9 protein-coding genes are annotated in these 12,151 nt (G+C 43.0%); 7 read left to right on the top strand and 2 right to left on the bottom strand.

The features are described 5' to 3' along the window. Window positions 1–55: 55 nt before the first annotated feature. Window positions 56–826: an L-arginine-binding protein AotJ gene (gene aotJ, locus NP165_RS05260; protein WP_257085265.1), complete on the bottom strand. Its 771-nt coding sequence runs from the start codon at window positions 824–826 to the stop codon at window positions 56–58. A gap of 74 nt (window positions 827–900) precedes the next feature. Continuing rightward, a complete protein-coding gene (locus NP165_RS05255) occupies window positions 901–1,671 on the bottom strand; it encodes an ABC transporter ATP-binding protein (protein ID WP_257085264.1) in 771 nt (256 codons plus the stop codon). Window positions 1,672–2,336: 665 nt separating this feature from the next. Here NP165_RS05255 and NP165_RS05250 point away from each other — a divergent pair. The 7 genes from NP165_RS05250 (at window position 2,337) to NP165_RS05220 (ending at window position 12,075) form a co-directional block, all read left to right on the top strand. After that, window positions 2,337–3,884 carry a DUF3360 family protein gene (locus NP165_RS05250; protein ID WP_257085263.1) on the top strand — a complete coding sequence of 516 codons (1,548 nt, stop codon included), beginning with the start codon at window positions 2,337–2,339 and terminating at the stop codon, window positions 3,882–3,884. Between the two features lie 295 nt (window positions 3,885–4,179). Beyond that, complete coding sequence (pflB, locus tag NP165_RS05245) at window positions 4,180–6,459, top strand: formate C-acetyltransferase (protein ID WP_257085262.1); 2,280 nt, start codon at window positions 4,180–4,182, stop codon at window positions 6,457–6,459. Between the two features lie 142 nt (window positions 6,460–6,601). Then, window positions 6,602–7,609: a lipid A deacylase LpxR family protein gene (locus NP165_RS05240; RefSeq protein ID WP_371133692.1), complete on the top strand. Its 1,008-nt coding sequence runs from the start codon at window positions 6,602–6,604 to the stop codon at window positions 7,607–7,609. A 92-nt stretch (window positions 7,610–7,701) separates the two neighbouring features. Further along, the gene (pflA, locus tag NP165_RS05235) at window positions 7,702–8,442 is read left to right on the top strand and encodes a pyruvate formate lyase 1-activating protein (RefSeq protein ID WP_257085261.1); all 741 of its coding nucleotides are present in this window, start codon (window positions 7,702–7,704) and stop codon (window positions 8,440–8,442) included. Window positions 8,443–8,508: 66 nt separating this feature from the next. Continuing rightward, a complete protein-coding gene (locus NP165_RS05230) occupies window positions 8,509–9,174 on the top strand; it encodes an energy-coupling factor ABC transporter permease (RefSeq protein WP_257085260.1) in 666 nt (221 codons plus the stop codon). Between the two features lie 125 nt (window positions 9,175–9,299). After that, window positions 9,300–9,800 (top strand): YfbU family protein, encoded by a 501-nt coding sequence (locus NP165_RS05225; protein ID WP_257085259.1) that lies wholly within the window; start codon window positions 9,300–9,302, stop codon window positions 9,798–9,800. Window positions 9,801–10,140: 340 nt separating this feature from the next. Next, window positions 10,141–12,075 carry a PrkA family serine protein kinase gene (locus NP165_RS05220; RefSeq protein WP_257085258.1) on the top strand — a complete coding sequence of 645 codons (1,935 nt, stop codon included), beginning with the start codon at window positions 10,141–10,143 and terminating at the stop codon, window positions 12,073–12,075. Window positions 12,076–12,151: the final 76 nt, after the last annotated feature.

Genomic DNA, 12,151 nt, shown 5'->3' with positions numbered 1-12,151 from the left:
TAAAATCGGTCGTTGGCTACTTCTAGGAACAAGCCAACGACCGCTTAATAGCGACTTACTCGCCGTATACGTCGTAGTTGAAGTAACGAGCAGCTATCTCTTGGTAAATGCCTTTTTCACGTAGAGACAGAATCGCAGCATCTAACTTTTGCGTCAGATCTTTGTCTTGTTTACGTACAGCAATACCGAAACCTTCACCAAACCACTTAGCGTCAGTCAGAGATGGGCCTACAAACTCGTAGCCTTCACCACCTTCTTTGTTTAGTACGCCTTCTTCTAGTGCAGAGGCATCTCCCAATACTGCAACAACACGGCCGTTAGCCAGATCTAGGTAAGCTTCGTCAAATGAGCCGTAACGTACAATTTCAACTTTATCGCCGTAATTGTCTGTCAGGTACTTGTCGTGAGTTGTTGCGCGCTGTACCGCAATTTTTTGACCATCTAGATTATCGAAATCTAGGTTAGCGCCCTTTTTCGCAATGAATTTATTCGGGATAAGTGCGTATTTACCAGTAAAATCAACTTTCTTCTTACGCTCTTCAGTAATAGACATCGCAGCGATAATTGCATCGTATTTACGTGCTAGTAGAGAAGGAATAATACCGTCCCAGTCTTGAGCGACAACCTTACACTTCACCTGCATTTCTTGACACAAAGCATTGGCCATATCTACGTCAAAGCCTTTTAGCGAACCATCACCTTCTGTCCAGCTAAATGGAGGATACGCACCTTCAATACCAAAACGAACTTCTTTCCAATCCTTTGCTTGGGCTACTCCCGATACTGCTGTTGCAGCCAGAGTCGCTGCTAATAACCACTTTTTCATTTCCATACTCCTGTGATTTTTATTGTATAAATATAAATTTGAGTTGTGTTTGCCGCTCAATCAGATAAGCGTAATTAGTAAATAGACGATACGAATTGCTTCAAGCGCTCCGAATCCGGGTTCGTAAATAGTTTAGAAGGATGTCCTTGTTCTTCAACCAAACCTTGGTGCAAAAACATCACATGGTTAGATACATCACGCGCAAATGCCATTTCATGCGTTACCACTAACATGGTGCGCCCTTCTTCTGCCAAGTCTCTCATAACCCCAAGAACCTCACCCACAAGTTCAGGGTCAAGTGCAGATGTAGGCTCATCGAAAAGCATGACTTCAGGATCTACGGCTAAAGCTCGAGCAATGGCTGCACGCTGTTGCTGACCACCTGATAAGTGGCCTGGGTAGTAATCTTTACGCTCGTAAAGTCCAACTTTCTTTATTAGTACTTCAGCGTTCTCAATCGCTTGTGCTTTTGGCACGCCCAACACATGAACTGGAGCCTCAATAACATTTTCCAGCACTGTCATATGGGACCATAAATTGAAACCTTGGAATACCATTGCCAGTCGAGAACGGATTCGCTGGACTTGTTTTTCATTGGCAGGAACGGATTCACCCAGACGGTTATTCTTCATTTGGATTAACTCACCATTAACCCAAATTTCCCCGGCTGTAGGTGTTTCAAGAAGGTTTATGCATCTAAGGAAGGTACTTTTACCAGAGCCCGAAGAACCGATAATAGAAATTACGTCCCCTTTGTGAGCTTCTAATGAAATACCTTTTAAGACTTCGTTTTGTCCAAACGTTTTATGTAGCTCTTTTATATCTAGCGCTGGTACATCATTCATGCGCCTAACTCCCTGTTATTATTTTGTCCCACATGTACGTGTATTTTGGGTGGGTTAGATGCAGGTCTCCACCTACATTGCGAACAAACTATCACTACAAATAAAAACATGCAACAAATCATTAACCTGCATTACGGGGATATTTAACCATTTTGTGTGATTATTGATTCGCTTTTTAGTCGATATTACTTCTTATTGCGCATAATTTGTTTTAAATGTCGTCTTATAAAATAGCAAATGAAATTAACATTTTTATAAAAATAAGATCTGTCTCAATATTCAATTAATCTTCTTTAACACCTCTGCTTTAGATATTAATCTAGTTTCCTATTAAACCAATTGTGTAAATTTATTTCACATAGAATGAATATCCGTTAAATCACCCCCATTTATTACGTAGTTTTCTTTCACATCCATAAATAAGGTGATCTAAATCAATCACGCTGTAGAGGCCGCACGATACACTCAGCCCATAAATAAAAAGCTAAATTATGCGAAATTTTAGTGTTTTCCATCACTGTAGAGCACGCTCAAGAGCGCTTGTCGAGGTGATAAATCAATAACAAAACGCAGAGTGTTAGCCACAGTTTTACAAGAACGCCAAACAACAAAAACAATGGCGACTTATTAACAATTTATTAACTTTTTCAATATATGAGGAATCTATGTCAGACGCAGTCAACAAACCGCACTCTGATTCGGATATCGAGAATAAGAGTTATCAAGAGCTGCACCGCCCGGCATCTGAGTTTGCCAGCCGCAGTGATTACCTAGACCATGAATTACAGATCATGAAGCCACGCCGCTTTGGATTGAACCTTCCTGGTCGAGATTTTCGATTTGAACTAGAGGACTTAGTACCAGCATTAGCGGGTACGATTGGCATTATCGCAATGTACTCTGCGGTAATGATGTCGTGGGCTGATGGCCTGACGGCTGCATGGGATCACGTGAACCTTGGCAAAGAATTTGCGATTGAGGTAGCGCGTGTAGAAATGCTGTTTCCAGCATTGTTTTTCTGTGTATTAGCATCTGGATTTATTAACCCAAAAGCCAACCTTGCTGGTAACCATGGCCCAATGATCCCTCTTATCGGTGCTATTGCTCTTGCTGGTGCTCACCCTCTGGCTTTGGCAATTCTGCTTGGTGTTTTTGGTTTACTGCTTAGTTACTTTAAAGGCGGCTCTAAGCTAGTTAACTTAACGTCTGAAGGTACCGCAGGCGGCTTGCTCATATTCCTTGGCTTCACAGGTACTATGAGCCAAATTACTTCCATCCAAACATGGGCAACTGGGTTGCAGTCTACTGAAGTAGCAGCAGGCAGTATGGGTTATGTGGGCTTGGTTGTACTGGGTATCAACATTGTCCTTTACGCGTTCTTGGCAAAAATCAACAAGCGTTGGTTGGCCATTCCGGTATGTGCCTTCACAGGTTTGATCATCGCACTGGTACTGGGTGCTGGTTTCGACCTTCGCTTCGAAACAGAAATGGGATTACCTAACCTAAATCCTGTGTATTGGTGGGGCAGTACTGAAACAGGTTGGCAGCTTGGCTTACCAAACCTGCAGCACTTTATCGCATCGCTGCCGTTTGCCATTCTTGCTGTTGCTATGTGGTCTCCTGACTTCCTAGGTCACCGTATCTTCCAAGAGCTAAACTACCCTAAGAAAACTGACAAGGTTCTAATGGATGTGGACGATACCATGACGATGTGTTCAGTGCGCCAAATGGTCGGTACGGCTTTAGGTGGTGGTAACATTACTTCCTCTTGGGGGACTTACATGATCCCAGCGGCGATTGCTAAACGTCCTATCCCTGGTGGTGCCATCATTCTAGGCCTGTTGGTAATGACGATTGCTATTTTAGGTTTCCCAATGGATGTTGCAGTATGGCCACCTGTCATGCGTGTTGCTTTGCTTGTTGGTGTATTCCTTCCTCTATTGGAAGCAGGTATGCAAATGGTGCGTGACACGAAAGATTCACAAGCTGCTGGTATCTGTATTTTTGGTTCAGCGGTTGTTAACCCGGTACTTGCTTGGGCTTTGACCATGCTACTCGATAACAACGGTCTCATTGGTGACAAAGCACGTGCAGCGAAACTTTCGTTTGTCGATAGGGTCGTAATTCCAGGTGGCGTGCTTGTTATCTGTTTAATTGCAATGCTTGCAGTTGGTATGCTAGAAAGCCAATATGGCCTGCAAGCTTGGCTGTAAGATAAAAACAACTAGGGTGGCTATAATTGCCACCCTAGTTTTATCGAAAATTTTGATGATTTATTGATTTAGTTTAAGGTTTGCGATTTTTTTTTAACTTATGCTTGTTAACAAGTTAAGAGAGTCCATTAAGGTAAGTGACAATATATATAGTTTTATGACCACTTTCAGTGCAGAGCAATTGAGACTATACATATTGTTATTCATTTAGAGTGTATCAAACCAGAAATGGGAGTCTGGCTGGCTCAACGGTCCGACAGGTACGTGTTTTTTCTACTAAAAAGGTAGGTATGTCATGGCAGAGCAATTTGCTAAAGCTTGGGAAGGTTTTGCTGAAGGTGATTGGCAAAACGAAGTAAACGTTCGTGATTTCATTCAGAAGAACTACACACCGTACGAAGGCGACGAATCTTTCCTAGTTTCTGAAGGTACTGAAGCTACCAATAAGCTTTGGGCTAAGGTAATGGAAGGTATCAAACAGGAAAACGCGACGCACGCACCTGTTGATTTTGATACATCTGTTATCTCTACCATCACTGCTCACGATGCAGGCTACATCGAAAAAGATCTTGAAACTATCGTAGGTCTACAAACTGAAGCGCCTCTAAAACGTGCGATCATCCCTAACGGTGGTATTCGCATGGTTGAAGGTTCATGCAAAGCATATGACCGCGAACTAGACCCACAAGTTAAGAAAATCTTCACAGAATACCGTAAAACACACAACGCTGGTGTTTTCGATATCTACACTCCTGATATCCTTGCATGTCGTAAATCTGGTGTACTAACTGGTCTTCCTGACGCATACGGCCGTGGTCGTATCATCGGTGACTACCGTCGCGTTGCACTTTACGGTATCGACTTCCTAATGAAGGACAAACTGGCTCAGTTCACTTCTCTTCAAGAGAAATTCGAGAACGGCGAAGACCTTCACATGACTATGCAGCTTCGTGAAGAAATTGCAGAGCAACACCGCGCTCTAGGTCAAATCAAGCAAATGGCTGCGAAATACGGTTTCGATATTTCTCGCCCAGCTGAAACTGCACAAGAAGCTATCCAATGGACTTACTTCGGCTACCTAGCGGCTGTTAAATCTCAAAACGGTGCTGCAATGTCTCTAGGTCGTACTTCTACATTCCTAGACGTTTACATCGAGCGTGATATCACTGCAGGTAAGATCACAGAAGATCAAGCTCAAGAAATGATCGACCACTTCGTAATGAAACTACGTATGGTTCGTTTCCTACGTACTCCTGAGTACGATGAGCTATTCTCTGGCGACCCAATCTGGGCAACAGAATCAATGGGTGGTATGGGTCTGGACGGTCGTACGCTAGTAACGCGTTCTAACTTCCGTTTCCTAAACAGCCTATACACTATGGGTCCTTCTCCAGAGCCAAACATCACTGTTCTTTGGTCTGAAGCGCTTCCTGATGGCTTCAAACGTTTCTGTGCGAAAGTATCTATCGATACTTCATCTATCCAGTACGAAAACGACGACCTAATGCGTCCAGACATGAACTCTGACGATTACGCTATCGCTTGTTGTGTATCTCCAATGGTTGTTGGTAAGCAAATGCAGTTCTTCGGTGCTCGTGCGAACCTTGCTAAAACGATGCTTTACACCATCAACGGCGGTATCGATGAGAAGCTGAAGATTCAAGTTGGTCCTAAGATGGACAAGATCGAAGGTGAATACCTAGATTACGACGAGCTATGGGCAAAAATGGATCACTTCATGGATTGGTTAGCTAAGCAGTACGTGACTGCACTAAACAGCATCCACTTCATGCACGACAAGTACAGCTACGAAGCGTCTCTAATGGCTCTACATGACCGTGACGTTAAGCGTACAATGGCATGTGGTATCGCAGGTCTATCTGTTGCCGCTGACTCTCTATCAGCGATCAAATACGCAAAAGTAAAACCAGTTCGTGACGAAGATGGTCTAGCAATCGATTTTGAAATCGAAGGTGATTACCCTAAATTCGGTAACAACGATGCTCGCGTAGATGACATCGCTTGTGAACTTGTATCTGTGTTTATGAATAAGATCCGTGAGCTTAAGACTTACCGTGATGCGGTTCCTACTCAGTCAATTCTTACTATCACTTCAAACGTGGTATACGGTAAGAAGACAGGTAACACACCGGATGGTCGTCGCGCTGGTACTCCATTTGCTCCTGGTGCAAACCCAATGCATGGTCGTGACGAGAAAGGTGCTGTAGCTTCTCTAACTTCAGTAGCGAAACTACCGTTTGCTGACGCTCAAGATGGTATCTCTTACACATTCTCTATCGTACCTAACGCACTAGGTAAAGAAGAGACTAGCCAACGTGCTAACCTTGCAGGCCTAATGGACGGTTACTTCCACCACGAAGCTGGCAAGCTAGAAGGTGGTCAACACCTAAACGTTAACGTTCTTAACCGTGAAACGCTAGAAGATGCCGTTAAGCACCCTGAGAAGTACCCTCAGCTAACAATTCGTGTATCTGGTTACGCTGTACGTTTTAACTCTCTAACAACAGAGCAACAACAAGATGTAATCGCACGTACGTTCACTGAGTCTCTATAATCTCAGTTGATGGTACTTTTGAGCCCCGCACTCGCGGGGCTTTCTATTTTTCGCGTAAATTGACAACCACGAAGCCCTCTCCCTATCTTAAAAGAATGAGTATCTCGGGTGAGTTCGGCCCTTTTCAAGTTGAGATTTACGTATGCAAATAAAAGCTAATGTTGCGTTGTTTGTTGTTTTATCGCTAGCCCCCTTCTTTAGTCAGGGCTCAGAGCACTCAACTTTCTCGGTTACCTTCGACAATGATGGCTTATACAGCACCGATAGAGACTATACGAGTGGCCTTTTCCTTACCTATACTTCTCGCCCTTTTGTTTCCAAAGGCTTGCTAAAGACTCTGAGTTTATCTAATTGGAAAGGTTCATCAATTGACAAGCTGGAATTCACTCTTGGGCATAAAATTTATACGCCAGAAGATCTGGAAGCTAACTTTCCTTTGGTTAATGACCGCCCATACGCAGGCTATTTACATGCAGAATTTAACTACATAAGTTTGCACCCACAACAGGCCCAACGCATTAACGTCACAATCGGTACGACAGGTGAACATTCCTTCGCAGATGCCTCACAAGACTTCGTTCATAAAGTTACTCCCGCAAAAAAACCTGATGGATGGGAATACCAGATAGACAACGCAATCGTGGGAAGCGTAGGCTATCTAGCTCACTTTAATCTGAACCGCACCCAAGATTCTAATAATCTCGAATGGGAACTTTCTAACGTTTCCGAAGCAAATATAGGCAATTTTCGCTCGGATGTTTCAACAGGCTTTATGGTTCGCTGGGGTTCTCATCTATCAGACAACTTGGGGGCAGGAAACATTGATAGTGAGCACCCCTTTAGAGCTGGGATGCTTGGATTTTCTGAGTCAGAGTGGTTCTTCTATACGGGAGTAAAAGGGCGTTATCGGTTTAATGATGCCACAATCGAAGGGGACAGATCCGGTATAGAAGATAATCCCAATATTCCTGACCCTAGTATTTACGATGTCGAATTAGAGAACATACAAGCGGTTGGAGTCGCGGGCTTTGTTATTTACAATCAAGGTGTTGGCATTGCTTTAAGCACCACAATCAAAACGCCTGACTTTAAAAACGCACCACGTATAGCGTATGGTACGGGCAGTTTATCTTTGTTTGCTTTCTTTTGACCACTAACGTCACTTGTTTATGCGGGTATTACTATTTTAACCATACTTTTTGTAATAAAATAACGTACAAATCCTTTGTGAGAGAACTACTCATGTCAACAACTGGTCGTATCCATTCTTTCGAATCTTGTGGAACAGTCGATGGCCCTGGCATTCGCTTCATTGTCTTTATGCAAGGCTGCCTTATGCGTTGTATGTACTGCCATAATCGTGATACTTGGGATACCCATAGCGGTAAAGAAGTGACAGTAGATGAAATCATCCAAGAAGCAAAAAGCTACCGTCATTTTATGAACGCTTCTGGTGGTGGCGTGACATGTTCTGGTGGTGAGGCGATGCTGCAACCCGAGTTTGTACGTGATTTCTTTCGAGCAGCCCAAGCAGAAGGCATCCACACATGTTTGGATACTAATGGCTACATCCGAAAACATACTGAAGTGATCGATGAGGTTTTGGAAGCGACTGACTTAGTTATGCTCGATATCAAGCACATGAAAGATGAGATTCATCACGACTTTATTGGGGTTTCAAACAGACGCACATTAGATTTCGCCAGATATTTACACAAAGTTGGCAAGAAAACTTGGATTCGTTACGTTGTTGTACCAGGATACACCGATGACGAAGAAGCAGCGCACATGCTTGGCGAATTCATTAAAGACATGGATAACATCGAAAAAGTCGAATTGCTGCCTTACCACAAACTAGGTGCTCACAAGTGGGAAGCTCTGGGTCATGATTATCCACTGGAGGGTGTGAATCCACCAACCAAAGAAACAATGGACAATGTAGTCTCAATCCTTGAGCAGTATCACTCAAATGTAAAATACTGATACCATCTCGTTACCTTTTCGTAAAAAATACCAGTCTTTATCGGCTGGTATTTTTTTGGGGATAACGTGCTACTAAACCAATTATTCGCTTTCGTCATTGTTTTAGGCTCACTCGGTTTTATCTGGCGAGATGTTGCGCAAGTACTCCTCCCTAAACTTCGTGCAGAACGCGCTTTCCAACATCTGACCTTTGCGGTCATTTTTGCGTTGACGGTACTATGGTCAGCTCAGGCTGGAGTGAAAGAAGGACTTTCCATCCACTTTCTCGCGCTTACAACACTTGCGCTGATGTACGGTTGGCGAAGCGCCTATGCCATCTCCATTGTTGTCTCATTGACTCTCTGCCTGACTGGCACGCTCTCCCTTTCGCAAGTCCCTGAATATCTGATTTTCTCTTGTCTGCTCCCAATCGGGACGAGTTACATCGTATTCCTACTAAGTTACCGATTTTTACCTCGCAATATTTTTGTGTTTATCTTCGTTGCGGGATTCTTCAATGGCGCCATTACAGGCAGCTTCCACTTGCTCACCAACTCTGTGTATCACGTCATTCTCGATACGTATGACTGGACGACCATTGTTGATAATTACTTAGTTTTTGTCCCCTTACTCGCGTTTCCTGAAGGATTACTCAACGGTATGTCTTTAGCGATGTTTTCTGTGTTCAAACCTGAGTGGTTACGCGTCTTTTCCGATAGGGATTACATTTACAATCACTACCACAAAAAATGATCAAGATTTCTGCTGTTTCTTTGCACTTTTCATATTAAACATGTGTTGAGATCATGTTTCAGTAACGCATCAAAAGATAACCTAAGCACATTAAAGATGTACTAGATTATTTTTGTGAGGCCACTATGGAAATGACCAATGCTCAACGCCTGATCCTATCTAACCAATACTTTCTGATGTCACAGTTGGATCCAGAAAACGCGGCAAAATATAAGCGACTGCAATCCATTGTAGAACGCGGTTATGAGCTGCAAATGAGTGAGCTGGATAAAGATTTCGGGCACTTAAACGACGAAGCTTGCCGACAAGTTATTGATATTATGGAAATGTACCACGCGATGCAGGCGTCAAATAATCTGCTGGATGCCTCTGAGCGTTCAGACGTGGATCAGCGTCGATTAAATTTCCTTGGCTTCGACATTGCAACTGAATCACAACTCGTTAACTACGTACGCTTCTTGACTGAATCTGAAGGTTTGTACGCTCAGTTTGATAAAGCTGACCACCACTTCAATGCACAAATGCCAATGCTTGAAAAATACCAAAGAATGCTGGCGGTTTGGCACAATTGCCCACGTCAATATCACCTATGTGCCAATGAACTGAGACAAATCCTTAGCGCATAAGCTTTTCTAACGTAGGCTGCCATTTCCCGCAGCCTACTGCTTATTCACGGTATGTCATTAAATTTTCACATTCCGCCCCTCTCTACCTTAAAAGCTATCATTCACTTACGTACGATCTCGGTGTATTTGTATTCACACTCAACTGTAAGTTATTGCACCCCTATCCTACCCATAAGCACTAGATTTATTTATTTGCAAGATGCACTTACACGTCAAAATTTTCAAATAAACACATATTTTTTAAGCAGAATTCGAAAATTAAACTAGTCTTAGAAAAGGAAGGAATAGCTTTCTTTTGCGGGTTGATTGTCGATAAGACAAGTTCAGAGGGGAATTCATTATGAGTATTTTCGACCACTACCAAGCACGCTATGAAGCCGCCAAGGATGAAGAGTTGTCTTTACAAGAATTCTTGACGCTATGTAAAGACGATAAAAGTGCTTACGCAAATGCCGCAGAGCGTCTATTAATGGCTATTGGTGAGCCTCAGATAGTTGATACAGCGCATCATCCACGTTTGAGCAGAATTTTCTCAAACCGCGTCATTTCACGATATGAAACATTCAAAGATTTCTATGGTATGGAAGACGCTATTGAGCAAATCGTGTCATACCTAAAGCATTCAGCGCAAGGCTTAGAAGAGCGTAAACAGATTTTGTACTTACTCGGCCCGGTTGGGGGCGGTAAATCATCGTTGGCAGAAAAACTAAAAGCATTAATGCAGCAAGTACCCATCTATGTACTTACTGCTAATGGTGTACGAAGCCCTGTTAACGATCATCCGTTTTGCTTATTTGACGTAAATGAAGATGGTGATCTTTTAAAACGTGAATATGGTATTGATCAACGCTACATCCGCTCAATTATGTCGCCTTGGGCTGCGAAACGATTGCATGATTTTGGTGGTGACATCACCAAATTTAAAGTGGTGAAAGTACGCCCTTCAATTCTCGACCAAATTGCTATCGCTAAGACAGAGCCCGGTGATGAAAACAACCAAGATATCTCATCGCTTGTTGGTAAAGTGGATATTCGTAAATTAGAACATTATTCACAAGATGATCCTGATGCCTACAGCTACTCAGGTGCCCTATGTCGTGCAAACCAAGGTTTAATGGAGTTTGTAGAGATGTTCAAAGCGCCGATTAAGGTGCTACACCCACTTCTAACTGCAACACAAGAAGGTAACTATAACGGTACAGAAGGCTTATCTGCCCTTCCATTTGACGGAATGATCCTCGCCCACTCCAACGAATCTGAGTGGCAGACATTCCGAAATAACAAGAACAACGAAGCGTTTCTCGACCGTGTATATATCGTGAAAGTTCCATACTGCTTGCGAGTGTCTGAAGAGGTTAAAATTTACCAAAAACTGCTTGATCACTCAGAGCTATCAAATGCACCGTGTTCGCCAAGTACTTTAGAATTACTTTCTCAATTCAGTATTTTGTCTCGACTCAAAGAGCCTGAAAATTCGTCCATTTTTTCAAAAATGCGCGTTTATGATGGTGAGACATTGAAAGACACCGATCCGAAAGCGAAAAGTTATCAGGAGTATCGAGACTTCGCGGGTGTAGAAGAAGGGATGTCTGGTCTATCGACCCGTTTCGCGTTCAAGATATTATCGCGAGTTTTCAACTTCGACCAAAGTGAAGTGGCCGCGAACCCAGTGCACCTGTTCTACGTGATTGAACAACAAATCGAACGTGAACAGTTCCCTCAAGAAACCGCTGAACGATACTTAGAGTTCCTTAAAGGGTACTTGATTCCTCGATACGTGGAGTTTATCGGCAAAGAAATTCAGACCGCTTACCTAGAGTCATACTCTGAGTACGGCCAAAATATCTTTGACCGCTATGTCACCTATGCTGACTTCTGGATTCAGGACCAAGAGTACAGAGATCCAGAAACCGGCCAGCTATTTGACCGTTCTGCACTAAACAATGAGTTGGAGAAAATAGAAAAAACAGCAGGCATCAGTAACCCTAAAGATTTCCGTAATGAAATCGTTAACTTCGTGCTACGTGCTCGTGCCAACAATAATGGCCTAAATCCGGTTTGGACCAGCTACGAGAAACTACGCACAGTTATCGAGAAAAAAATGTTCTCCAATACGGAAGAGTTGCTACCGGTTATTTCCTTTAATGCGAAAACGTCATCTGAAGATCAGAAAAAACACGACGATTTTGTCGCCCGTATGATGGAAAAAGGTTATACCGAGAAACAGGTACGTTTACTCTCTGAGTGGTATTTACGTGTACGTAAATCATCATAAATTTAGAAGTAACCGCCTAACTCAACTACGCTATTTAAAGTAGTGGAGAGCCCATGAAACTTCTATCAGGGCTGAC

This window comes from Vibrio japonicus (assembly GCF_024582835.1).
GTDB lineage: Bacteria > Pseudomonadota > Gammaproteobacteria > Enterobacterales > Vibrionaceae > Vibrio > Vibrio japonicus.
The sequence above is the reverse complement of the archived record's forward strand: the minus strand, read 5'-3'. Positions and strand labels throughout refer to the sequence as shown.

Coding starts and splice junctions, on each gene's coding strand:
- aotJ (WP_257085265.1), bottom strand. CDS start 826: ATGAAAAAGTGGTTATTAGCAGCGACTCTGGCTGCAACAGCAGTATCG.
- NP165_RS05255 (WP_257085264.1), bottom strand. CDS start 1,671: ATGAATGATGTACCAGCGCTAGATATAAAAGAGCTACATAAAACGTTT.
- NP165_RS05250 (WP_257085263.1), top strand. CDS start 2,337: ATGTCAGACGCAGTCAACAAACCGCACTCTGATTCGGATATCGAGAAT.
- pflB (WP_257085262.1), top strand. CDS start 4,180: ATGGCAGAGCAATTTGCTAAAGCTTGGGAAGGTTTTGCTGAAGGTGAT.
- NP165_RS05240 (WP_371133692.1), top strand. CDS start 6,602: ATGCAAATAAAAGCTAATGTTGCGTTGTTTGTTGTTTTATCGCTAGCC.
- pflA (WP_257085261.1), top strand. CDS start 7,702: ATGTCAACAACTGGTCGTATCCATTCTTTCGAATCTTGTGGAACAGTC.
- NP165_RS05225 (WP_257085259.1), top strand. CDS start 9,300: ATGGAAATGACCAATGCTCAACGCCTGATCCTATCTAACCAATACTTT.
- NP165_RS05220 (WP_257085258.1), top strand. CDS start 10,141: ATGAGTATTTTCGACCACTACCAAGCACGCTATGAAGCCGCCAAGGAT.